Annotated in this window: 18 protein-coding genes and 1 CRISPR repeat array; of the genes, 7 read left to right on the top strand and 11 right to left on the bottom strand. The window is 61.7% G+C overall.

What is annotated here, in order from left to right; all coding sequences use genetic code 11:
* Positions 1–12: 12 nt before the first annotated feature.
* Entirely contained in the window at positions 13–870 is an 858-nt protein-coding gene (locus HS103_07060; protein ID MBE7512557.1) for a hypothetical protein, read from the bottom strand.
* Positions 871–1,155: 285 nt separating this feature from the next.
* On the opposite strand from HS103_07060, the gene HS103_07065 reads away from it, so the two are divergent.
* The 4 genes from HS103_07065 to HS103_07080 all read left to right on the top strand — a co-directional run bounded on the left by HS103_07065 (position 1,156) and on the right by HS103_07080 (position 4,427).
* On the top strand, positions 1,156–2,013 hold the full coding sequence (locus HS103_07065; protein MBE7512558.1) for a P22 coat protein - protein 5 domain protein: 858 nt from the start codon (positions 1,156–1,158) through the stop codon (positions 2,011–2,013).
* Positions 2,014–2,290: 277 nt separating this feature from the next.
* Positions 2,291–2,656, top strand: a complete 366-nt coding sequence (locus HS103_07070; protein ID MBE7512559.1) for a hypothetical protein — start codon at positions 2,291–2,293, stop codon at positions 2,654–2,656.
* A 2-nt stretch (positions 2,657–2,658) separates the two neighbouring features.
* The gene (locus HS103_07075) at positions 2,659–3,351 is read left to right on the top strand and encodes a hypothetical protein (GenBank protein MBE7512560.1); all 693 of its coding nucleotides are present in this window, start codon (positions 2,659–2,661) and stop codon (positions 3,349–3,351) included.
* A gap of 353 nt (positions 3,352–3,704) precedes the next feature.
* Positions 3,705–4,427: an FkbM family methyltransferase gene (locus HS103_07080; GenBank protein ID MBE7512561.1), complete on the top strand. Its 723-nt coding sequence runs from the start codon at positions 3,705–3,707 to the stop codon at positions 4,425–4,427.
* A 177-nt stretch (positions 4,428–4,604) separates the two neighbouring features.
* Here HS103_07080 and HS103_07085 read toward each other — a convergent pair whose 3' ends face one another.
* The 4 genes from HS103_07085 to HS103_07100 form a co-directional block, all read right to left on the bottom strand.
* Positions 4,605–5,030 (bottom strand): hypothetical protein, encoded by a 426-nt coding sequence (locus tag HS103_07085; protein ID MBE7512562.1) that lies wholly within the window; start codon positions 5,028–5,030, stop codon positions 4,605–4,607.
* A 14-nt stretch (positions 5,031–5,044) separates the two neighbouring features.
* Positions 5,045–5,590: a hypothetical protein gene (locus HS103_07090; protein MBE7512563.1), complete on the bottom strand. Its 546-nt coding sequence runs from the start codon at positions 5,588–5,590 to the stop codon at positions 5,045–5,047.
* Positions 5,591–5,779: 189 nt separating this feature from the next.
* Positions 5,780–6,463 (bottom strand): LamG domain-containing protein, encoded by a 684-nt coding sequence (locus tag HS103_07095; protein ID MBE7512564.1) that lies wholly within the window; start codon positions 6,461–6,463, stop codon positions 5,780–5,782.
* Positions 6,464–6,481: 18 nt separating this feature from the next.
* The gene (locus HS103_07100; protein MBE7512565.1) at positions 6,482–6,844 is read right to left on the bottom strand and encodes a hypothetical protein; all 363 of its coding nucleotides are present in this window, start codon (positions 6,842–6,844) and stop codon (positions 6,482–6,484) included.
* A gap of 582 nt (positions 6,845–7,426) precedes the next feature.
* On the opposite strand from HS103_07100, the gene HS103_07105 reads away from it, so the two are divergent.
* Entirely contained in the window at positions 7,427–9,970 is a 2,544-nt protein-coding gene (locus HS103_07105) for a hypothetical protein (protein MBE7512566.1), read from the top strand.
* Positions 9,971–10,289: 319 nt separating this feature from the next.
* A complete protein-coding gene (locus tag HS103_07110) occupies positions 10,290–10,784 on the top strand; it encodes a hypothetical protein (GenBank protein ID MBE7512567.1) in 495 nt (164 codons plus the stop codon).
* A 512-nt stretch (positions 10,785–11,296) separates the two neighbouring features.
* Positions 11,297–11,780: direct repeats of the CRISPR family, unit length 37 nt; unit sequence GTTTCAGTACCCTCAACGGGCTGGACGTGGTTGCAAC.
* Between the two features lie 326 nt (positions 11,781–12,106).
* Here HS103_07110 and HS103_07115 read toward each other — a convergent pair.
* From HS103_07115 to HS103_07125, 3 genes are all read right to left on the bottom strand, one after another.
* Entirely contained in the window at positions 12,107–13,375 is a 1,269-nt protein-coding gene (locus tag HS103_07115; protein MBE7512568.1) for a hypothetical protein, read from the bottom strand.
* A 4-nt stretch (positions 13,376–13,379) separates the two neighbouring features.
* Positions 13,380–14,003 carry a response regulator gene (locus HS103_07120; protein MBE7512569.1) on the bottom strand — a complete coding sequence of 208 codons (624 nt, stop codon included), beginning with the start codon at positions 14,001–14,003 and terminating at the stop codon, positions 13,380–13,382.
* Between the two features lie 457 nt (positions 14,004–14,460).
* Positions 14,461–16,995: a hypothetical protein gene (locus HS103_07125; protein ID MBE7512570.1), complete on the bottom strand. Its 2,535-nt coding sequence runs from the start codon at positions 16,993–16,995 to the stop codon at positions 14,461–14,463.
* 192 nt (positions 16,996–17,187) lie between these two features.
* On the opposite strand from HS103_07125, the gene HS103_07130 reads away from it, so the two are divergent.
* A complete protein-coding gene (locus HS103_07130) occupies positions 17,188–19,797 on the top strand; it encodes a glucosidase (GenBank protein MBE7512571.1) in 2,610 nt (869 codons plus the stop codon).
* Between the two features lie 183 nt (positions 19,798–19,980).
* On the opposite strand, the gene HS103_07135 is transcribed toward HS103_07130, so the two are convergent.
* The 3 genes from HS103_07135 to tnpA form a co-directional block, all read right to left on the bottom strand.
* Positions 19,981–20,577: a GNAT family N-acetyltransferase gene (locus HS103_07135; GenBank protein MBE7512572.1), complete on the bottom strand. Its 597-nt coding sequence runs from the start codon at positions 20,575–20,577 to the stop codon at positions 19,981–19,983.
* Positions 20,574–21,755, bottom strand: a complete 1,182-nt coding sequence (locus HS103_07140; GenBank protein MBE7512573.1) for a hybrid sensor histidine kinase/response regulator — start codon at positions 21,753–21,755, stop codon at positions 20,574–20,576. The genes HS103_07135 and HS103_07140 overlap by 4 nt, the downstream gene beginning before the upstream one ends.
* 620 nt (positions 21,756–22,375) lie before the next feature.
* A complete protein-coding gene (gene tnpA / locus HS103_07145; GenBank protein MBE7512574.1) occupies positions 22,376–22,780 on the bottom strand; it encodes an IS200/IS605 family transposase in 405 nt (134 codons plus the stop codon).
* Positions 22,781–23,244: the final 464 nt, after the last annotated feature.

Consider the following 23,244-nt stretch of genomic DNA (forward strand, 5'->3'; position numbering starts at 1 on the left):
TAAAGCGTTTCTTCAGGCATCCTCTTCAAATCCGGCATAGGCAAGTTGTTTTTCAAGCTGGTCACCGAGGCGCTCTAGCCACGTGTTCTCCGTCTTGAGATCGCGCAAGCGCCCTAAGATAGCGTCCATTTCATCATAAAACTGCTTCCAAAAATCGCTATCCTCAAATTCGACCACTTTTTCCAACAGGTAGAGTCCGGTCATCGCCTGTTTTGATTTCAAATCCGGGCGCAGCCCCTCCAGAAAAAAGTTTAGGGCGTTGATCAGGGCGGGCGGGTAAAGGCGGTACAACCCCTCGGCAACGAGATCGATCCGCTCGCGGTCATGCTCTATGACGCGCTCGGCGTGCTGGATGACCCGATCATAATCGTCCATCGTCCCGCACGCGCCCAACATGAAGGCGATGTACGCCGACGATTTTGGCGAGGTGGTCGGATCATCGGCAACGCGGCGGAGCATCGCCAAACCGTCCGGCTTGGCGCGGATTGCCTCGGCGCGGTGGCTTGCCAACCAGCCCATCAGCACGCGGGCATTCTGGCTTGTCACTGTCGCCGGATCGGACAGAAAGCCCGGCAGCCAACGGACGTAGTGTTGGGCGTGTTCGTCGGTAATCTGTTCGGCGGCAAGCAGATTCGGCGTCAGGGCGGGGGCGCTGCTCAGAAAGTGACTCATCTCCGAAGGGTCAAGCGGGTAGCGGACGCGGGTCAGCAGCGCCGCGCCAAGCTGCGCTTCGGTCATCTCGTCAAGAAAAAGGGCATCCTCCGCCAAGCGTGCCGAGGCGACAGCAAGGGTGTGTTCGGTGACCCCTGTCAGTTTGGCGCGGGTCAGGGCGACAATCACGCGGTTGAGTCCAGCTTGCGAATGAGTCATGCCTTCTCCATGATCAGCGGCTTGCCGTCACAAACTATACCCTTTGTTCATCGGGAAGGGCAAGGCGTGCGGGGGCGGACGATCTGACTCTTGACACATAAGAACTTATGTGCTAAACTGCCTTTCATGCGATTGAGAGGGTGCTTGTGGTGTGCGACCCAACCCTCAGCCGGGAAATGACGCGCCCGGTACGGATTCAGGAGAGTCCGTGCCGGGTGCGTTTGTGATTCTCAGCCGTGATTCAATGCCCGCTGGTCTTGATCAGGTGACATGGAGAGCGAACGAATGAGCGTTTATAACTTGATTCCCTCGGTGTGGACGGCGCGGCTGCTGGCAAACCTGCACACGGCGCACGTGTTTGGGCAGGCGGGTGTGGTGAACCGCGATTACGAAGGGGACATTCGGCAAAAGGGCGACAGTGTGCGCATCAACGCTATTGGGGCGATCACCATTGAGGATTACATCCGCGACGACCAGCTTGGCGAACCGGAAACACTGGAGGACGCGCAGACCGTTCTTGAAATTGACCAAGCGAAGTACTTCCACTTTCAGATTGACGACGTGGATCGCCTTCAGAGCAGCCCCGACGCCATGGACGAGGCGATGAAGGAAGCCGCCTATGCCCTTGCCGATAGCGCGGATCGTTACATTGCCGGACTCTACACGGATGCGGCGGAGGGGAACACGATTGGCAGCACAACGACCCCCAAAACGGATTTGGGGACGGCAGGACGCGCCTATGAATACCTTGTTGATCTCGATACGATGCTGACCGAGGCAAACGTCCCCCGCCCCGGACGGTGGGTGGTTGTCCCCCCCTGGTATTACGCCCTGCTGCGTAAAGACGAACGGTTCATCCGTTCGGGGACGGCGCTTGGCGATCAGGCGCTGCGCAATGGGCAGATCGGGATGGCGGCGGGGCTTTCGGTGATGGAATCGAACAACGCCCCGAATCCGGCTGGCTCGGTCTACAAGATCATCGCCGGCTATGGCGGGGCGATCACCTTTGCCGAACAGATCGTCCAGTTTGAGGCATACCGCCCGGAAAAACGCTTTGCCGACGCGGTGAAAGGGCTGCACCTGTATGGGGCAAAGCTCGTCCGCCCGATGGGGATCGCCGTCCTCTCCGCACAGCGGGCGTAGGGCGGTGAAAGGCGGGCGGACGCCTCAGAGGGCGTCCCTACAGGGGCGGGGCAACCAAACTATAGCGCGGGGTTAAACCACCCGCGCTAGGACTAACCACCCCTGCGGGGCTTGACCCCGAATCCGCGATGTAATTTGCCTTCAAGCCCCAACGGGGCGGTTAATTTCAGCCCGCTGCTTTAGCGGCGGGCGGACGCCGACGGGCGTGAGCGGGCGACCACGCGGGGTCGCCCCCCATAGAGTTTTTCAACCAACTGACCGAAAGGATAACCAACCAATGGCACGCGATACGCTCCCGATCACCGATCTTGCCGTGAACGCGCTGACCGCACCGGAAACGCCGCTGGCGATCTCGCCAACAGATGGGGCGACGCTCCCCGCCGGTGGCGATACGGGGCGGATCGCCGTCCAGATCACAAACAGCGCCGAGGCAGCCTACACGGTGACCGTTGCGGCGGGGGTGAACCCGCCCGCCTTCCGCGCCCCAATGGGCGATCTCGCCATGGAAATCCCCGCCGGAGCAACGCGCTACCTCGTCATTGAGTCAGCGCGATTTGCCCAAGCGAACGGGGCGATCTGGCTGGATTTTGAAAGCGGGATGACGGGGACGGCGCTCGCTTTGCGGCTGCCGCGTGGGGTGTGACCATGCGCCGGACGATCACGACAATCCTCTTACAGCGTACCGCCGCCGATGATGCTGGCGCCTTCGCCACACTGCTCCGCTCGCTGCGTTTCACCCTGACGCGGGACGACTGCGAGGCGCTCATCTTGTTGAACGGAGTCGATGGCGCATCGCCCGATCTGCCGGGGTCCGTTCGCTGGCTTCGTTGGCAAACGCCCCGCCCCGCCGCCGAGGGGTGGGCGGCGCTGGCACTGGCGGCACGCGGGCGGCGTCTCGCTCTAATCGCCCCCGATGGGCAGATTCGGGATTCGGCGTGGCTGGATGCGCTGAGTGCTGCGCTGCGGGGGGATGGCGTTGGGCTGGCGGCGGCGGCGGGGGGGTGGCTTGCCCTCACCGCTGAGCGTGAGGGCTGTCTGATCCCCGCCAAAGGGGGGGCGGGGATGGATGTTCCCCTTGGGGGGGCAATCCTCGGACGGCGGGAGGTGATCCGTGCGGCGCTGGAGGCGGCGGCAGAAGAAAACGACCCCCACCCGATCATCGGGATCGCGCTGCGGGCGCGGGCGGCAGGCTATGGGGCGGTGGTGGGGAAGAACGCCGAAGCTCTTGTCTGTGGGGGGTGGTGGGGGGCGGCTGACCTTCGCGCCCCGCCCGATTTTGCGCGGCGCTGGCGCGGGCGCGGGCTAATTCAGGCAGAGCAAGGCGGGCGCATTCCGTAGGGACGCCCGCCGCTAAAGCAGCGGGCTGAGATTGACCGCCCCGTTGGGGCTTGAAGGCAACCTACATCGCGGATTCGGGATTAAGCCCCGCAGGGGTGGTTAACCCTAGCGCGGGTGTTTTAACCCCGCGCTATTTCGTGCCTTTGCGCCCGCCGTTAAAGCAGCGGGCTGAGATTGACCGCCCCGTTGGGGCTTGAAGGCAAAGTACATCACGGATTCGGGGTCAAGCCCCGCAGGGGTGGTTAGCCCTAGCGCGGGCGGTTTAACCCCGCGCCACGCAACCCCATCCCCGATTTTTTTGCCTCTTCGCGGTACAATGTCACCTTCCAACAAAAACCCTATTGGAACACTGCATGTCCACTCTGAAAACCCTTCTTCCCGCGCCGCTGCGCCGCCGTTTGGGAGCGTTCCGCAAAGGCTTAGAGGTCGCCCGCTTCCGGTGGGAGACGCGCCACCTTGATGCCTTCCTCCGTGATGTGCGCGGCGTGATTCATGTCGGGGCGCACACTGGCGAGGAGGCTGACCTCTACGCCGCACGCGGGTTGGATGTGATCTGGCTTGAGCCGATCCCCGCTGTCTTTGCCCAATTGGAAAAAAACATTGCGCCGTTCCCTCGCCAGCGGGCGATCCGCGCCCTCATCAGCAGCGCCGACGACCAGCCAATCACCTTTCATGTTGCCGATAATGCGGGGAGCTCGTCCTCCCTGTTCGAGTTCGCCCGTCACACCGAACTGTATGGCGAGGTCGCTATGGGGCAGACGCTCACCCTTCAGACGGTGACGCTCTCCACGCTGGCGCAGCGCGAACAGATCGACCTCAGCAAGTACGACGCGCTGGTCATGGACACACAGGCATCCGAACTGCTCGTTTTGCAAGGGGCAGCGCCTATCTTGGATGGCTTTCGCTACATCAAAACGGAGGCAGCCGATTTTGAACTTTACAAGGGCGGCTGCCAATTGAAAGATATTGAGGCATTCCTCTCGCCACGTGGCTATAGGGAAATCGCCCGCTACCTGTACATCGAAAAGGCGGACGTCGGGCATTGCTACGATGTCGTCTACCGGCGCGGTACGTAGGGACGCCCGCCGCTAAAGCAGCGGGCTGAGATTGACCGCCCCGTTGGGGCTTGAAGGCAAACTACATCCCGTATTCGGGTTCAAGCCCCGCAGGGGTGGTTAACCCTAGCGCCGCACGCGCTCACGGTTGCGCCCGCCGCCCAACCTCACCCCACGTCGGGGCGACCACGCGCCCTCTCATTCCCACGTCTCGCTGATCCATTCCCCCACCCGAACAAAGACGATCTCAAAGACCGCCGCCGCGCCTTGATTCAGCCGTTCGCTGAAGGTCTGCACAACGGCGGGAAAGCCCCGTTTGGGCATCCCCGGCGCAGCGCCGCCGCGCCCGTAGATGAGGACGCCCCGCGTCCCCTCGGCAAGCGCCCCCTCAAGGGATTCCTCCGCGTGCAGGACAATCCGCGCTGCGCCGCCCGCCGCCCCCAGCAGGACATCACGGTAGGGGGCGTTGTGGGGAGTCCCATCGGGGAGATCGGCGTTTCGTTCGATGCGAAACTCTAGGTAATGGGGGTGGAGCGCGTGTGATTCGTCCGCCACCTCCCAAAAAATGACGAGTTGAGCAAGGGCGGCGCGGCGCAGCTCCAAAAATGCCGAGGAGGGGTACATCGATCCACCTTTCTCTAGACGAATCTTCCGACGACGATCCCCGCCAAGCGTTCATGATGATCGACCATCCGTAAACAGTGGGCGTGTTCTTGCGCCGCCCGCACCCCGCGCCCTTCTGCCTCCCAATCAAGTTTGGCAGCAGCAAGGGCGGCTTTCTGCGCCCAAACCGCCGCCGCCGCCCGATGGAGGTTGTAGACTCGGCAGTCAAGGACGTACCGCGCCCCGCCCGTCTCACTGAGGAAGGTGATCCGCCGTGCGGCATAATTCACCGCGTAGAGCGCCGGATTGACCACCGCCCCCCGCCGATCCCGCACAGCAAAGCCGGAATCCGTCCCCGCTTCCTCTAGCGGGTCGCTCAGCGGGATGCGGTATACCGTCACCGGTGGGGGCGTCACGGCGATCAGTCCCAGGCGGCTATGAACCGTCGCCATCCGATCCAGTTCGGCTTGAAGTTGGTCGTCCGTCCAATAGGGGACGCCCGCCAGAGTGACATCCGTCGGCGTCGTGTTCGTCAGCAGCCGCAGTTGGGCGATCACCGTCGCCATCCCAGATCGGGGCATCTTGTGTATCCTTTCTTGTTTCTCGTCGTGTGGCTGCCCGCGTTTGCGCCCGCCGCTAAAGCAGCGGGCTGAGATTGACCGCCCCGTTGGGGCTTGAAGGCAAATCATGTCACGGATTCGGGTTCAAACCTCGCAGAGGTGGTTAACCCTAGCGCGGATGGTTTAACCCCGCGCCCTCATGAGGACGCGCTACAGGGCATCCGCCGCCAGCGCTGCGATCTGCGCCGCCGTCAGCGCCGCCCCCCACAAGCCAACACGGGCGAGCGACCCGCGCATATCCGCCGCGCCCGGTGTCCGCCCAAAGGTCAGCGGTACGGCGGCGGGCGTGATCGGCGTGCTGTATGCCCGCACCGCAGCCAACACCCCGCCGCGATACAGCCGCACGAACTCGCCATCGTAGCTCAGCGCCCAGTGTTGCCAGCGGTTCAGGGCGGGGTCAAGGCGGCTAACCCCGCTTTCGGTGTAACTGTTCAGCCAACCGAGGTAGCCACCGGCAAAGGCAAAGGCATAGCCCGCCTCTGACCACGACGCCTCATTTTTCCCGATGATTCCCCCATATGGCGCGTGGGCGGCAAGGCGCAGCCAAAACGCCAGTGTGAATGCCGCCGGGGTCAGCGCCGCATCGTCGGGGACGATCACCGCCCCCTCGCCCCCAAAACGCGGGGCGGGGCGTCCATCAGGGGCGCGGTCTGCCCCCGCCGCCACGCCCGTATACGTCCCGTTGTAGCCGTTCCCAGAGGCATCCACCGCCACCGCCGCCCCCGCCCCTTCGTCCAGCACCCATGCGCCGATCAGGGCGGCGGGGTAGGCGTTCAGCAGGCGGCGGGTGAAGTTCGGCGCGGCGGGTTGAAGGCTGAGCAAGCGGTGTGCCATGATTCGGACTCCTCTCGGCTAGACAGGGCGCACGACGATCTGAAAGACTCGATCCGCCGCCTCCGCCTCCGCCGTTTCAATTTTTAGGTAGCGCCAGCCGAGAAAATCACGGGGGTTCAAGGGGTATGCCCGCGCCGCAGCGGTGCTGACCGCCAGGCTGAGCGGGACGTTTCCCCCATCGCACAGGGGGTAGAACGTCTCGCCATCGGCGCTGACCTGAAAGGTGATCGCCGCGTTCGTCAGGGCGGCGGGCGTGATCAGCCCAACGGGGGTATAGCCGCCCAGATCAAGCGCTGTGCTGAGCGATTCTTCCTCGGCAAGGGTGAGCGCCGCTGTCGCCCGCGTGTAGGCGGATTGGGCGCTGAAGGGTGGGAGAGTCATGGGGCAATCCTTTCTAAGGTAGACGACGATGCGCATGAACCATTCGCCGTAATCGATTTTCAACGACGTTACGGGGGCGCGTGTGGCGCGGGGTTAAAACACCCGCGCTAGAAATAGCCACCCCTACGGGGCTTAATCCCGAATCCGCGATGTAGGTTGCCTTCAAGCCCCAGCGGGGCGGTCAATCTCAGCCCGCTGCTTTAGCGGCGGGCGCAAAGGCACGAAATGGCGCAGGGTTAAAACATCCGCGCTAGGGTTAACCACCCCTGCGGGGCTTAATCCCGAATCTGCGATGACGGCGCGGGGTTAAAACACCCGCGCTAGAAATAGCCACCCCTACGGGGCTTAATCCCGAATCCGCGATGTAGGTTGCCTTCAAGCCCCAACGGGGCGGTCAATCTCAGCCCGCTGCTTTAGCGGCGGGCGGAAAGACACGAAATAGCGCGGGGTTAAACCGCCCGCGCTAGGGCTAACCACCCCTGCGGGGCTTGACCCCGAATCCGTGATGTAGTTTGCCTTCAAGCCCCAACGGGGCGGTCAATCTCAGCCCGCTGCTTTAGCGGCGGGCGGAAAGGAGAATGCATGACAACCTTGATCCTGATCATTCAGTTTGACTCCGACGACGATCCTACCGATCTTTCTGCCGAGGTGATCAGCGCCGAGATTGAGGCGGGGCTGTGCGCCGACGATTCCCCGATGGGCGGCGGGCGGGCGCGAATTGTCTTGGGCAATGCCGATGGGCGTTTTTCGCCAGAGAATCTGAGCAGCCCCTTTTACGGGCGGCTCAATCCGAACCGCCCCATCGCATTAAGCGCCCGCGTGGGGACAACCACTTACCCCCTATTCACGGGCGTCACTGAGCGCTGGCTGCCCGAATCGGGCGGCTATGGGCGGCGCACCTGCACGCTGATCGCGGGCGATTTGATGGGGACGCTGGATCGCGCCGGAGTCAGCCTCCCGCTGCGGCGGGACGAGGCGGGCGGGGCGCTTATCCGGCACATTCTGAACCTTGCCCTTGATGCCCCCGCCGCGATAGGGACGGTCAGCTTCAGCGCCGCCCCCACCGATGGCGATACGATCACGGTGAATGGGGTGACCTATACCTTCCGAACGGCGCTCACGCCGAGTACCCCCGCCGAACTTCTGATCGGGGCAGACGCCGAGGACAGCGCCGATGCCCTTGCCGATGCGATCAACGGGGCGGAGGGAGTCGGGACGCGCTATACCGCTGGCACGCCCCGCCCAGAGATCGTCACGGCGGCGGCGCGGGGGACGTACTTCCGCCGCCTGCGGGAGAGCGGCGCGATCCGCTATTATCGCTTGGGGGTGTTCCCCGCTGGCGCTGCGCTGGATTCCGGCGTGAACGGGCGCGATGGGCTGGTGACGGGCGGGGCGCTGACGGTGATCAGCGGGGCGTTGGGCGGCGACCCCGACGGGGCGGGGTATTTCGATGGCTCTGGCGAACACATCGCCATTCCGACGCTCGATCTCGCCCATCGTTCGTTCACGATCAGCGCATGGCTCAAGCCCGACGCCGCGCCGCCCGCCGCGCAAGATTGGTTCAGCGCCGTCAGCGCGGGGGCGTTCCGTCAGGCGCTCTCCCTGCGCCTGTATGACGATGGGGCGCTCGGCGTCCTCTATTGGGATGACGATGCCTTCAGCGCGGCGGGCGTCCTCCCCTTTGGGGTGTGGAGTCACCTCGCCTGTGTCTATGACCACAGCGCCGGACAGACGCGCCTCTACCGGAACGGGGAGATCGTCTACGCGGGGACGGTGGGCGGCTTTGAGGGGGCGAATGCGGCGCTGCGGATTGGGTCGGGGGCGGGCGGAAACGGCTGGCAGGGCGGGATTGACGAGGTGGCGATCCACCTTCGCCCCCTCAGCGGCGAGGAAATCAGTGATCTGGTGGGGGCGGCGGGCGAGGGGCGCGGGGTGACCCTGCGGGCGGCGCTCCCCGGCGCGGTGGGCAATGCCATTCCGCTGGGCAAGAGCGGGACGGCGATCAGCCTTTCGGGAGCAACGCTGGCGGGCGGGGAAGACCGCCCAGCCGACGCCCAGATCGACGCCGGACGGTGGGCGTTCGATGTGGCGGGCGATGGCTGGACGCGAGAAGCGACTTCGGCGCGGGCGGCGCTGCGGGCGGTGACGGAATCGGCGCAGGGGTTGGCGTGGGTAGGGCGCGAAGGGATGTTCGTCTGGCGCGATGGGGAGTTTCTGTTGCGGGCAGCGGCGGCTACGCCCACCCTGACCATCGGCGGCGAACTGACTCTGCGCGGAGAGCGCGGGGCGGTGGTGAACGCTGTGCGGGTGACGACGACTCCCCGCGCCACGCAAGGGACGGGCGTCGTTGCCCGCGCCGACTCGGTGATCGCGGTGCCGGGTGGGAGCGGCTACCGGCGCTATGACCCTAACGATCCGCTCATTGTGAATCCGGGTGGGGCGGCGCGGACGGTGATCCTCCCCTTCCGCGACCCGCTGACGGGCGAGACAGCCGGCGCTGAGGGCGTCATTTTGCCGCTGGAGGCGGGGATCGATTGGACGGCGAATGATCGCCCCGATGGGAGCGGGATCGATTACACCTATTTCGAGGCGCTCACCTTCAGCGTGGCGCTGACGGCGGGCGAGGCGGCGGTGACGATTCGGAACACGGCGTTGGGCGTCCTCTATGTGACCTTCTTGCAACTACGGGGGAGGCTGATCACGCGCTATGCCCCGCTGACCTTCGCCGCCGATGATCCGGCGAGTGCGGCTGCCTACGGGCTGCACGCCGAGCGGCTCTTTCTGCCGCTGCCGGCGCCGCCCGCCTTCGCCGCGTCGTTGGCGGAATACCGCTTGGCGCGGGGGGCGCTGCCACACTACCGCGTGACGACACTCAGCGGGAATGTCGAGTCCGTTGGCGGGGTCAGCCTCTACGCGCCGGAGATCGGGGAGGTGATCGCCGTCAGCGAGCCGCATACGGGCGTGAGTGGGGCAAAATACCTCTTGGCGGGGGTGGTCTACCGTTTCGGGCTGCGCGATGCGCCGCGAATCACCTACCATGTGCGGCGCTTGGACGACCAAACCTACGGGGTGTTCGATGACGCGCTCTATGGACGGTTTGATGAGACGCTGCGGGCGGCGGTGTGAAGGGTCGCCCGCCGCTAAAGCAGCGGGCTGAAATTGACCGCCCCGTTGGGGCTTGAAGAGTCCCTCACCCCCTGCCCCCCCTCCCACAAGGGGGAGAGGGGGAAATCAATCCCCATATTTCGTAGGGACGCCCCAGGGGGCGTCCGTCCTATCAGGCATTGGGGTTTCAAGCCCCGCAGGGGTGGTTACTCATAGCGCGGGCGTTTTAACCCCACGCCATTTCCCGCCTTTGCGCCGCACGCGGTCATGGCTGCCACTCGCCGTGTGTTCGCGCCGCGACTCGGCATCTTCTACGTTGTATCAGAAAGGACACCCCCTCATGGCATGGACACCCCCCGACACGCGCACCGCTGGTGATGTATTCAGCGCTGCCGCCTACAACACCTACCTACGCGATAACCTCACCTACCTTCACGCTGGAAAGCCCCTCGCGGCGCTGGCACGGGCGAACGGGTCGGTGTACACCGTCAGCGCCTCGGCGTGGGCGGCGGTGGATGCGACGCACCTTGCCCCCACCCTGACCCTTTCCACCGGGCGCGTCCTGATCGCCTGTGTGGGCAGTTTTTATGCTGATGCCGCCTCGCGCCTTCTCTCGCTGGATGTCGCCATTGACGGAACGCGCATCGGTGGCACGGATGGGCTGCTCAAGACAACACTGGACACGAACGCTCAGAGCATCGCCTTCACCATCCTGCACGCGGGGCTAAGCGCCGGATCGCACAGTTTTACGCTGATGTGGCGGGTGGGGTCGGGGATTGCCTCCCTGTTCAGCGGGACGGATGTCGCCGTCCATTTCACAGTGGCGGAGTGGTAGCGGCGGGCGGTTGTCTGGAGGGGAGGCGGGGAGGCGCGGGGAAACACATGGCGCGGGGTTAAAACGCCCGCACTAAGAATAATCACCCCGTTGGGGCTTAACACGGAATACACCGTGCGGCATTTGCCTTCAAGCCCCGTAGGGGAGGCGCGGGGTTAAAACGCCCGCGCTAGGAATAATCACCCCGCTGGGGCTTAAGGCGGAATACACCGTGCGGCATTTGCCTTCAAGCCCCGTAGGGGTGGCGCGGGGTTAAAACGCCCGCGCTAAGAATAATCACCCCGTTGGGGCTTAACACGGAATACACCGTGCGGCATTTGCCTTCAAGCCCCGTAGGGGTGGTCAGCCTCAGCCCGCTGCTTTAGCGGCGGGCGATCATGGGTGGACGCCGCACACGGACGCGGGGAAACACATGGCGCGGGGTTAAAACGCCCGCGCTAGGAATAATCACCCCGATGGGGCTTAAGACGGAATACACCGTGCGGCAGTCGGTTGCAGATCGAGATCAAGGGGTTTCAGTACCCTCAACGGGCTGGACGTGGTTGCAACTGGGCGATAGCGATGCTATTGAAATCTACCGCCTGCTGGGTTTCAGTACCCTCAACGGGCTGGACGTGGTTGCAACAGTATGGGCAGGTGGTTGGGCTGCCTGAGAGAGAAGAGGTTTCAGTACCCTCAACGGGCTGGACGTGGTTGCAACGTGGCAGCAATTGCGTTTCCAGCCCTTAATTTTAGTTTCAGTACCCTCAACGGGCTGGACGTGGTTGCAACTCTATCGCCGTCAAGTCCTCCCCCCCATTGTGAGAAATGTTTCAGTACCCTCAACGGGCTGGACGTGGTTGCAACAATGCATTCATTCTTTCCAGTGATGATCTGACCGCCGGTTTTCAGTACCCTCAACGGGCTGGACGTGGTTGCAACCTGAGCGATATACACTTGACTACTGCATTAAAACCTCAGTTTCAGTACCCTCAACGGGCTGGACGTGGTTGCAACGCCCCTCATTCAAACGTCTCACCGGAGGCAAAATGACCTGTGAGATCATTTTCGTTCAAATTTGGGCGTTCCTCGATAGCGATCATCATACACCCTATTCCAAAAATGTCAAGCAATTTGTCCCGATTTTCGCAACTCGATCTCTGTCTTAAAAAGCCGCCGAGTTGCGACGGGCTTTCGGGGGGAGTTGCGAAACCCGCTCCATCCACAGGGGATGGGTAAATTCAAGGAAAGCCCCTTTAGGCAGTGGTATGTCTACCCAATGATCAGCGCTCTATAAAACGGTATGTCAGGGAGGGACTTGCGACATACCCCCCTAAAAAGGCTTACAAACCCCGCCGAGGGAACGCCAATGTAAACTTGCTCCCCGCGCCGGGCGTGCTGCTCACCCACAGATGCCCCCCGTGTGCCTCGATCACCGCTTTGGCAATGTACAGCCCCTGCCCCAAGCCGCGTGGGTCAATCTGCTTGCCGTCGGGCGTTTTCGGCTGCCCTCGGTAGAAGCGCTCGAAAATATGCGCCTGATCGTACTCGCTGATCCCCACTCCCGTATCGATGACCTCGATGAGCATGTAGGTATTTTTCACCCGCCCCACCCGTACCCAAACAAAGCCGCCGGGAAGCGTGTAATAGATCGCATTATCCAGCAGATGCCCCACCGCCCACAACAAGCGTTGATCGTCGCCCTCAATGGTTAACTCTGACGAAGCCGCAAGGTACAGCCCATAGCCCAGGTTCCCGCGCTTAAAACTGACTTCCCGCGAGGCGAGGGCGTCATACAAGAGGGTGTCCAAGCGTACCGCGTCCCGGCGCACATCAAACGATCCGGCGCTGATCTCCGACAGATCGAGCAGTTCGACAATCATCCGATCCAAAACGGCGGCGTTGCGGGCGATTGCCTCCAAAAAATTGCGGTTCAACGGTTTATCGGGCGGCGTGTTTAAAAGAACATCGCTCATCCCTTTGATTGAGGTCAGCGGCGTCCGCAGTTCGTGGGTGATCTGCGTGACGAACTGATCCTTGATGCGGTCTGCCAGCGCCTCACGGGTGACATCCTTCAGGATGATCAGCGTCCCTAGCGGCAGCCCGTCAAGGGCGGTGACCATCGCCATGCTCGCGCCGAGTATCCGGTCATTGATTTGGACGCGAAGGGGATCGCCAATGGGCGTCACTTCTTCGCCGGGCGGCGGGGGAAGGTTTTCGGCAAGGCGGAACATTCGCCCTAAATCGCTCTCCCAAAAAGCACGCATACTGCCCACCAGCTTTGTCGCTGCGTCGTTCATGAGGACGATCCGCCCTTCGGGGGATTGCATAATGACGCCCTCCCCAATCTGCTCAAAGACAACCTTCAAGCGGGCGCCCGCCGTTTGCATCCGCTGGATGCGCACCATGAGATCGCGGTTTTCGCGGCGCAAGGTGCGCATTTGCTCGGTGTTTCCGGTGGGGCGGCGGCTAGGTTGTTTGCGCATCAGCCCGCGATAGAGGCGGCTAAAAAAGCGCTCTGCCGCCGTCCCAAATTCATCGACAAAGCGTGCGACCCCTTGCGTCATCGGATCGTCCTCAGCATCATTCGTCGGGGCGGCGGGTGTCGTCATCAGCTTATGACTTTGGCGGCTCTGGCGTGGACGGCGGCGTTGGCGCGGGCGGCGCGGCGCTGGCAGCCGGACTCGCGGGCGGCTCTGTTTGGGGGGCGGGCGGAGTCACAGGCGCCGGCGTTGGCGCGGGCGGCGCGGCACTGGCAGCCGGACTCGCGGGGGTGCTGCCATTTGTCACACTGGCGGCTGGCGGTGTGAGGCTAGGTGCTTGCGCTTGGGCGGCATTCTTCGCCCGTTTTTGGTCGCGGACACCGTAAATGAGATCGCGGAAAACGTCCATGTCGGGAAGGGGTTTGTTCATCAGATGATCAATGCCCGCCTTCTGCTTCAGCCCTTCGATCTCGGCATCGTTTTTGGTGAATGCCGTCATGAGGATGATCGGAATGTCCTTCAGCGGGGAGACGGTGCGGATGCGGGCGGCAACCTGATCCCCGGTGTAGCCGGGCATTTTAATATCCATCAGAGCAAGATCAGGCAGTGCGCCGGAGTACGTGCCGGTTTCAACCTTATCCAGCCAATCCCACGCCGCGCCGCCATCGGGAAATTCCAGCGGCGTTTCGCCCCACATCATCATCATCAACGAGACAACGGTACGGATATCGGGGTCGTCCTCAACAAGCAGCCACATAGCGAAGTACTCCGGTGAATGTGAACTATGTCTAATTGTAGTAGGACATGCGCTATGGATCAAGTAGGGACGCCCCCTGCGGCGTCCACCCATGATCGCCCGCCGCTAAAGCAGCGGGCTGAGACTGACCACCCCTTCGGGGCTTGAAGGCAAAGGCGGCACGGTGTATTCCGTGTTAAGCCCCAACGGGGTGATCATCCCTAGCGCGGGCGTTTTAACCCCGCGCTTCCCCTTCGGGGCTTGAAGGCAAATGCCGCACGGTGTATTCCGTGTTAAGCCCCAGCGGGGTGATCATGCCTAGCGCGGGCGTTTTAACCCCGCGCTTCCCCTTCGGGGCTTGAAGGCAAATGCCGCACGGTGTATTCCGTGTTAAGCCCCAGCGGGGTGATTAGTCCTAGCGCGGGCGTTTTAACCCCGCGCCATGTGTTTCCCCGCGCCCACATCGGGACGCCCCCGTTTACGCCTCGTCGTAGGCGTCCCCAACGGCGATCTCTAGCGGCATGATCTGACGCGCCTCCTCAAGATCAAAGGGATTCAGGTCGCTTGGCTCATACTGCCCTAAGCGCTCGTACAACCCCTGCACCGCCGTCAGGGTGGGTGTGTAGGCATAGGGTTCGCCATCGCACCAGGCAAGGTAATAGGCGGCTTGCGCCGTCTTGATCGCCGCCTCGGGTTGCCCGGCGTCAATCTCCATCTCGGTGAGCAAGGTGTAGGCGTCGGCGTGATGAAGGCGATAGGGTCCGCGTTCGGCGCTCTCCCACACATCGTTCAGCAGCGTCCGCGCCGCTTTTGTATCGCCCATCGTTCGCCGCAGCGCCGCCAGACTGATCAAGGCGGGGAGTTCGGCATCGGGCATGTTCCCCGCCCGCGCCCGTGTCAGGGCGTGGTTCAGCCGCTCATCGGCACGTTCGTGATCGCCCGCCGCCAACGCCGCCCGCCCTTGCGCCAACGCCGCCCGGACGTAATCCCCTTCAAACTTGGCGTGGTCGGCAAGCTGCCAAGCCCGCTCGGCAAAATCGGCGGCGGCTTCACGCTCGCCCGTCGCCAAGAGAACACCAGAGAGCAGCCCACAGCAGACGCCTTCCAACTGAATGTGCTTTTGCGCCCGAAGGATGTTCAGCGCCCGCCGGAGCGCCTGCCCCGCCTCGTCGTGGTTGCCCACCGCCGCCCGCACCAAGCCGACGAAGTGCAGCCCGAACGCCTCGCCCGGGGCATCGCCAATCGTGCGGCTGATCAGCACAGCGCGGTTTGCTGCCGCTGTCGCCCCGCCAAGCGCCCCCATCTGGCGGAGGACATCGGAGAGGTTGTTCAAACCAATCGTCACATTTTTCAGGTTGTTCTCGGTTTCCGCCATGCGCACCGCTCGTAGGTACAGCCCCGCCGCTGCGCCCGGCACACCGCCGGCGTGGTAGGCAAGGGCAAGGGCGTTGATCGCCCGCGCTTGTGCCGCCTCGCGCCGGATTGCTGGCGGCTTATCGATACCCTCGATGAACAGTCCTTCGAGCAGTTCGGCGCGTTCGCGGTGGGCGCTCAGACGGCGCAGCATGGGAATGTTCAGGCGTTCGGTAAAGAGGGCAAAGGCTTCCTCGTACTCGTGCAAGCCGATGTACGTGTTATAGAGTTCGATCATGCCGGTGAGGTCGTCAAGGCTTTTGACATCTTCCAAGCTGACCGCCGGAAGCGCCCCAAAATGGGCATTCAGGCGTGTGTAGAGCGTCTTTTGCGTCCCCTTGTCCAGCGAATTCCACGCCACGCCGCGCACAATGGGATGTAGATCGCAGCGGTTGGCGGGACGATCCCAGCCCATCAGCCCGCGTGATTCTAACGCGGTGAGCGCGGCGGTTAACCCCTCCTCAGAATCGAAGCGGGCAAACTTTTGGCTCTCTTTGGGCGCGTCGGGGCGCTTGATCAGCAGATCGCCAAGCGCCTCCACCGTTGCCGGCATCCGAAAGGAGGCGATCAGATCGAGAGTCCGCCGTTGGGCGTCCTCCAAGCCGGCGAGGGCGAAGGTCATCACATGGGACTTTACTTGATCGGCGGGCTGTTTCAGCGGGTTAAAGCCCCGGTTTTTCTTCCGCCACGCGGCAAAGTCGCCCGGCGCATCGGGAAAATGGGAGACCGCCCCCGCCAGCGCCCGAATCAGGAGCGGGTAGTTGGCAAAGGTTTTGAAGATTGCCAAAAGCTCGCCATCGTCGCCGCTGCACCCGAAGGAACGCCACAGCGAGAGGGCGTCGGGATCGTCCAAGCCCATGAGGAACATGGCATGGCTGCCCGGCGTGGGGTAGCCCGTGTTCGTTTGGAGATCGGCGGGGTAGAGGCGCGTGCTGACGAGGATGCGCGAGGCGTTGACCGCCGCCAGCTTGCGTAGGAATGCGCCAGCGCGGGGATCGGCGGTTTTGCGCAGGCGGTTGGCGCTGAACATCGTGGGGGCGGCATCGGCGGGCAAGCCGATTGCTCCGGCGACGACGTTTGCCGTCTCTGCGTCAAGGGCATCGTCGTCCATGCGGGCGGCGTCCAAACGGGCATAGGCAATCATCATCCGCTCAATGCCGTCAAGGACGATGAGGTATGGCTCTTTGTCCAGGATGCGGAGCAGTTCGCGCTCGCGTTCGGGGGCGGTAATTTCGCGCACCTCACCAAGCGGGGCTTGGGTTACATAGGCAAGGGCGCGGATGATGAAATTTTCAAAGTGGGCGTCGCTCTCGTAAAAGCTCCACCACATGCGCCCGGCGCGGTTGGGGAGGGCGCTAGGGGCAATCTCGGTGAACCATTTCCAGGTCATGGCGCTTTTGCCCATGCCGCCAATGGCGACGACGTTCAAAATGCGGACGTTATGATCGGTTGCCGTCGCCCATTCGGTCAGCAGGTCAAGCTGTTTGGCGCGTCCCGCCACCTTTCCCGAAGGAATCAGCGTGTAAGGGTGGGCAATATAATCTTCCGGTGGTTTCGGGATCGTCCCCACATGATGAAACTTCGGGGTGAGATCGGTCATAGAAATGCGGTCTCCCTGTCTCTCAAAAACGTGAATTCATCCTTTAAGTATAATCAATGCCAATGCCTTGACCATTGATGACCCTCAGGTTTTAGGGGTGCTGCTATGTCCTACCGCCGCCTCGATTCCCTTGTTGCCCGAACAATCACCGAATACACCGCCGTTCACCGCCGCCTCGATGATCACGGCACGATGTGGCGAAAGTGGGGGTCTTACCTTGCCGAGCGGGCGTGGGGGACCGTCCGCGAGGATTACAGCGCCGATGGCGACGCTTGGGACTATTTTCCCCACGATCACGCCCGTTCTCGCGTCTACCGTTGGAACGAGGACGGCTTAGGCGGGATCAGCGACGATGGCGGGCGCTTGTGCTTTGCCCTCGCCCTTTGGAATGGGCGCGACCCCATCCTCAAAGAGCGGTTCTTTGGCTTGAGCAACCCAGAGGGCAATCACGGTGAGGATGTCAAAGAATGTTACTACTACCTTGATAACACACCCTGCCACAGCTCTATGAAGATGCTCTACAAGTACCCGCACGCCGCCTTCCCTTACGCTCAACTCATTGCGGAAAACCGCCGTCGCGGGGCGGATGCCCCTGAGTATGAACTGATCGATACGGGGGTCTTTGCCGAGAGCCGTTATTTTGATGTCTTTATAGAGTATGCCAAAGCCGCCCCGGAAGACATTCTGATTCGGATCACGGCGCACAATCGGGGCAGCGAAAGCGCCCACCTGACGCTGCTCCCCACCCTTTGGTATCGGAATACATGGGCGTGGGGGCGGGAGGCAGGGCGACCCGGACTTTCGCGCATTGGCAAGACGGTGATCCGTGCCAACCACCCGATCATGGGGCAGTATGTGTTCGCCGCCGAGGGCGCCGAGGAACTGCTTTTCACCGAGAACGAGACGAACATGGCGCGGCTTTACAACACGCCGAACACCAACCCTTATGTGAAGGATGCCTTTCACGAATACCTGATTCGCGGGCGGGAAGCCGCCGTGAACCCCGGTCATTTCGGGACGAAGGCTGCCGCGCTCTATGCGGGCGAGATTGCCGGCGGCGGCGCGGTCACCCTTCGCCTGCGGCTGACGAGGGCGAGCGGTGAAACGCCCGCGCTCCCCGAATTTTCCGATTTCGAGGAGGTCTTTGCGGCGCGGGCTGCCGAGGCAGACGCCTTCTACGAGGCGATTGAGCCGGTCAGCCTGAGCGCCGATCACCGCGCCATTCAGCGCCAAGCGCTGGCGGGGATGCTCTGGACGAAACAGTATTACAACTACGATGTAGGGCAGTGGTTAGAGGGCGATCCCACACAGCTTCCGCCGCCGCCCGCCCGCAAGCGTGGGCGCAACCGCGAATGGACTCACCTGAACAACGGGGACGTGATCTCCATGCCCGACACCTGGGAATACCCTTGGTATGCCTCGTGGGATACGGCGTTTCACTGCCTGCCGCTGGCGCTGGTCGATCCGACCTACGCCAAAAGCCAACTGAGCCTGCTTGTTTATGAATGGTATCAGCATCCCAACGGGCAAATCCCCGCCTATGAATGGAACTTCAGCGATGTCAACCCGCCGGTGATCGCCTGGGCGACGTGGCGCATCTACAAGATTGACCAAAAGCAATACGGCAAGAGTGACCGCCTGTTCCTAGAGACGATGTTTCATAAACTGCTCTTGAATTTTACGTGGTGGGTGAACCGCAAAGACAGCGAAGGGAACAACGTCTTTCAGGGCGGCTTTTTGGGCTTGGATAACATCGGCGTCTTTGACCGCAGCGCCCCCCTGCCCACCGGCGGCAAAATTGAGCAGTGTGACGGCACAAGCTGGATGGGCATGTTCTGCCTCAACATGCTGACGATAGCGCTGGAACTGGCAAAAGACAACCCCGCCTACGAGAACATTGCCACGAAATTTTTCGAGCATTTCCTCTATATTGCGTGGGCGATGAACCACGTGGCGGGGACGAACATCACCCTATGGGATGAGGACGATCAGTTTTTCTACGATGTCCTCCATTTGCCCAACGGGGAAACGCTCCCTCTGAAGGTGCGCTCCCTCGTCGGGCTGATTCCCCTTTTTGCGGTGGAGACGATTGAGCCGGAACTATTGGAACGGCTGCCCAATTTTAAGGGGCGCTTGGAATGGTTTTTGACGAACCGCCCTCGCTTGGCAAGTTTGGTCTCCCGCTGGTACGAACCCGGCGCGGGGGAGCGGCGTTTGCTGGCGCTGGTGCGCGGCACACGGCTGAAAAAGCTCTTGCGGCGGGCGCTTGATCCGGCGGAATTCCTCAGCGATTACGGGATTCGCTCGCTCAGCCGCCACCATGCCGAAAATCCCTATGTGCTGAACATGGGCGGCAATGCCTACAGCGTTCGCTATGAGCCTGCCGAATCGAACAGCCGCATTTTTGGCGGGAATTCAAATTGGCGCGGTCCGCTGTGGTTTCCGATCAACTACCTCTTGATCGAATCGCTTCAGAAGTTCCACCACTATTACAGCGATGATTTTCTGGTCGAATGCCCTACGGGGTCAGGGGTGCAGCGCAACTTGAATCAGATTGCCGATGAGTTATCGCAGCGCTTGATCCGCATCTTTGCGCGGGATGACCAGGGTCGCCGCCCTTTCAATGGCGATCAGGCATGGCTGGCGGAGGATGCCCACTGGCGGGATTTACTCTTGTTTCACGAGTATTTTCATGGGGACAGCGGGGCGGGGCTTGGGGCGTCCCACCAGACGGGCTGGACGGGGCTGATCGCCAAACTGATTCAGCAGCAAGGGCGGCAGATGGACAAAGGCATATCGTGAGGCGTGGCGCATTGTATGCGCCCATCGTCGCCCGTGAGCGCCCGACGATAAATCATCGGGCTATGACGAACCACCCCTGCGGGGCTTGAATACACCTCACCCGTCTTTAAGCCCCAAGGGGGCGGTCAGCCTTAGCGCGGGTGTTTTAACCCCGCGCCATACGCCCCCGCGCCCCCAACATGGTTAAGGGGCAGGATCAGCCTCGAAAAGCTGGCTAAACGCCCAAAAGAGGGCGAATTCGCCTTTGGTGGGGTTGTTCGTGTAGTAGAGCGTGTTGAAACCGACCAGCGCACAGCCCATCGCCTCGTAAAAGCGACAGGCGGCAAGGTTCGTGTTTTGGGTTTCAAGGGTGAGCGCCCGCACCCCGCGCTGGCGCGCAAAGCGCACCGCCTCCCCCCACAGGCGCCTGCCTAACCCCTGCCGGCGGTAGGCATGGTCGATCATCAGATTCCAGATGAAGGCAGTGTTGTTCCACGTTTGGATGTGAACGTCGAGCAGCCCAACCAAACACCCCCGCTGCGTATCCTCAGCAATGCGCTGGAAGGTCTGGTCAGCATCCAAAAACCGCGCCCGAATATCGGCTTGGACGGCGGGGATAAAATCGTACAGCCCGCCTTTGTCGTAGGGGGTGTTCACCTCCACTAACGCCCACCCACTGCGAATGCCCGTCCCCCGCTGGACAAGCTGAAGGATGGTCTCCGTTTGGTAGGTGGGACGGATGTCGGGCAAATTGGGGATGTCGGGCAGGGTCAGCGGGCGAATGTGAATCGGCACGCTCACGGGGCTGCTCCCGCACCTTGTTCCGCCGCTTGTTCCGCCGTCCGCAGGGGCAGGGTGAGCGTCACCGTCGTCCCCACGCCCACGGCGCTTTCCAGTTGTGCCGTTCCGCCATGCGCCCGCAGGGTGTGGTAGACAATGGGCAGCCCCAAGCCAAAGCCTTGCTGCTCATAGACCTTGCGATCCGGCTGCACCATGACTTCCCAGACTTTTTCAAGATGTTCAGGGGCAATGCCCCGCCCGTGATCGATCACGCGGAGAATGGCGTTGGGGGGGCTTGGATAGCTATCCAGTTCGAGCCTCAGGCAAAGGGTGACGTCGGGCGCACTGTAAACAATCGCGTTTCTGAGTATCTCTATAAGCGCCGCCACAAGGTACTCGCTGACGCCCCATACTTCGGCATCAGGGGGAAGGTGGTAGTCCTTCTGAAGGGTCGTTCGTTGTTCGGCAAGCTCTGTCGTCACCAGACTGGCTGCCAGATCGACCAGCCTAACAAGGCTCACCCAAGCGGCAGCCTCCCCCATACGCGCTTCAAAACCGCCGGTCATCAGTTCGGTAAAGCGGACGACCTGTTCCGCCAAGCGTGTTAGCCGCGCCGTCCCGCTGCGGATCAAATCAATGCTGATCGCCATGTCGTCACTGGCTGTCTCTGCCCGCAGCGTGTCCGTCAGCAGTTCAAAGCCGCCTGTGATGTACGTCAGCGGGGTGCGCAGTTCGTGGGAAAGCATCTGGATCAGAAAAGAACGGACATTGTTCACCACTTTAGCGGCGTTCGTCTCCGTTTGGGTTTGGAGGGCGTGAACGCGATCCAAGCGGTGGCGAATGGCAGCGATAAGTTCCTTGGGATCGAAGGGCTTCACAATATAATCGTCCACCCCCTTCTTGCGCCCCTCGCTGATCGACAAGCGCGTCCCCTGCGCCGAGAGGAAGATGAACGGCACAAGCTGCAAGGTGGGCATCATTTTGACTGCTTCTAGCAGTTGAAACCCATTTAAGCCGGGCATGGCAATATCACTGAGAATGACGCTGGGCGTCCAGGAAAGGTCTTGAAGAAGGGCGAGGGCGCTCGCCCCATCAGTGGCGGTACGCACCTCAAACTCATGCAGTTCAAGAATAATGGCAATGTTTTTCAGAATGTCGTCGTCGTCATCGACTAATAATACAGACTCGCGGGGCGTCATTGCAGACCTCCCGATCCATCATTTCATAGGTTGATTAACAAGAAATTCCTATACCCTGTTCATTGTGGGGGTTTTGCTTGAGATGTCAAGGTTTTCGATGGTGGGCGGGGGGTAGCCGCGCAGACGCCCAGGGAGCGCCCGCCGCTAAAGCAGCGGGCTAAGGCTGACCGCCCCGTTGGGGCTTGAAAGCAAGAGGGTACAGCGGGCGATCTGTCTTTCCAAGCCCCGTAGGGGTGGTTATTCCTAGCGCGGGCGTTTTAACCCCGCGCCATTTCGCGCGTTTGCGCCCGCCGCTAAAGCAGCGGGCTAAGGCTGACCACCCCGTTGGGGCTTGAAAGCAAGAGGGTACAGCGGGCGATCTGTCTTTCCAAGCCCCGTAGGGGTGGTTACTCCTAGCGCGGGCGGTTTAACCCCGCGCCATTTCGCGCGTTTGCGCCCGCCGCTAAAGCAGCGGGCTAAGGCTGACCGCCCCGTTGGGGCTTGAAAGCAAGAGGGTACAACAGGCGATCTGTCTTTCCAAGCCCCGTAGGGGTGGTTATTCCTAGCGCGGGCGTTTTAACCCCGCGCCGTAAGGATGGTTACTCCTAGCGCGGGTGGTTTAACCCCGCACCGTAAGGCTGCTAGGTTACTGTTTCCAATAGTTTGTTGAGCGTTTTGTTAGCATGATGTTCTTGTTGGCGGCGAACATAATCTACAACCATTAATAGCTGGCTTTCTGATACGGAGAGAATGCCATATTCTGCCTGCCAAACGAAATTTGGATCGGCGTTAGGTAAACGTCTAGCCACAAAGGAGGATGACCCTTTCATTTTGGCGATCATCTCAGAGAGTTTTACCGAAGGGGGTAAGGTCATTACAATATGAACATGATCTTCCATACCATTTATTGCATGTACCATCCCCTGTTCATCATTTATCTTTGCTGTCATTGTCGCAAAAAGAACATCTCGATTCTCCATTGTAATGCAAGGAAATCGATTTTTTGTTGTCCATATGGCATGATAAAACAATCGATAGTAAGGCATACATCCTCCCACCACTGCCCGCCGCTAAAGCAGCGGGCTAAGGCTGACCGCCCCGTTGGGGCTTGAAAGCAAGAGGATACAGCGGGCGATCTGTCTTTCCAAGCCCCGTAGGGGTGGTTATTCCTAGCGCGGGCGGTTTAACCCCGCGCCGTAGGGCTGCTGTCTTTCCAAGCCCCGTAGGGGTGGTTATTCCTAGCGCGGGCGTTTTAACCCCGCGCCGTAGGGCGATCTGTCTTTCCAAGCCCCGTAGGGGTGGTTATTCCTAGCGCGGGTGTTTTAACCCCGCGCCGTAAGGCGATCTGTCTTTCCAAGCCCCGTAGGGATGGTTATTCCTAGCGCGGGTGGTTTAACCCCGCGCCATTTCGCGCGTTTGCGCCCGCCGCTAAAGCAGCGGGCTAAGGCTGACCGCCCCGTTGGGGCTTGAAAGCAAGAGGATACAGCAGGCGATCTGTCTTTCCAAGCCC

Source organism: Anaerolineales bacterium (assembly GCA_015075625.1).
Lineage (GTDB): Bacteria > Chloroflexota > Anaerolineae > Aggregatilineales > UBA2796 > UBA2796.

Coding starts and splice junctions, on each gene's coding strand:
- HS103_07095 (MBE7512564.1), bottom strand. CDS start 6,463: ATGGCACACCGCTTGCTCAGCCTTCAACCCGCCGCGCCGAACTTCACC.
- HS103_07070 (MBE7512559.1), top strand. CDS start 2,291: ATGGCACGCGATACGCTCCCGATCACCGATCTTGCCGTGAACGCGCTG.
- HS103_07130 (MBE7512571.1), top strand. CDS start 17,188: ATGTGGCGAAAGTGGGGGTCTTACCTTGCCGAGCGGGCGTGGGGGACC.
- HS103_07080 (MBE7512561.1), top strand. CDS start 3,705: ATGTCCACTCTGAAAACCCTTCTTCCCGCGCCGCTGCGCCGCCGTTTG.
- HS103_07140 (MBE7512573.1), bottom strand. CDS start 21,755: ATGACGCCCCGCGAGTCTGTATTATTAGTCGATGACGACGACGACATT.
- HS103_07065 (MBE7512558.1), top strand. CDS start 1,156: ATGAGCGTTTATAACTTGATTCCCTCGGTGTGGACGGCGCGGCTGCTG.
- HS103_07075 (MBE7512560.1), top strand. CDS start 2,659: ATGCGCCGGACGATCACGACAATCCTCTTACAGCGTACCGCCGCCGAT.
- HS103_07100 (MBE7512565.1), bottom strand. CDS start 6,844: ATGACTCTCCCACCCTTCAGCGCCCAATCCGCCTACACGCGGGCGACA.
- HS103_07060 (MBE7512557.1), bottom strand. CDS start 870: ATGACTCATTCGCAAGCTGGACTCAACCGCGTGATTGTCGCCCTGACC.
- HS103_07125 (MBE7512570.1), bottom strand. CDS start 16,995: ATGACCGATCTCACCCCGAAGTTTCATCATGTGGGGACGATCCCGAAA.
- tnpA (MBE7512574.1), bottom strand. CDS start 22,780: ATGCCTTACTATCGATTGTTTTATCATGCCATATGGACAACAAAAAAT.
- HS103_07105 (MBE7512566.1), top strand. CDS start 7,427: ATGACAACCTTGATCCTGATCATTCAGTTTGACTCCGACGACGATCCT.
- HS103_07085 (MBE7512562.1), bottom strand. CDS start 5,030: ATGTACCCCTCCTCGGCATTTTTGGAGCTGCGCCGCGCCGCCCTTGCT.
- HS103_07115 (MBE7512568.1), bottom strand. CDS start 13,375: ATGACGACACCCGCCGCCCCGACGAATGATGCTGAGGACGATCCGATG.
- HS103_07110 (MBE7512567.1), top strand. CDS start 10,290: ATGGCATGGACACCCCCCGACACGCGCACCGCTGGTGATGTATTCAGC.
- HS103_07090 (MBE7512563.1), bottom strand. CDS start 5,590: ATGCCCCGATCTGGGATGGCGACGGTGATCGCCCAACTGCGGCTGCTG.
- HS103_07120 (MBE7512569.1), bottom strand. CDS start 14,003: ATGTGGCTGCTTGTTGAGGACGACCCCGATATCCGTACCGTTGTCTCG.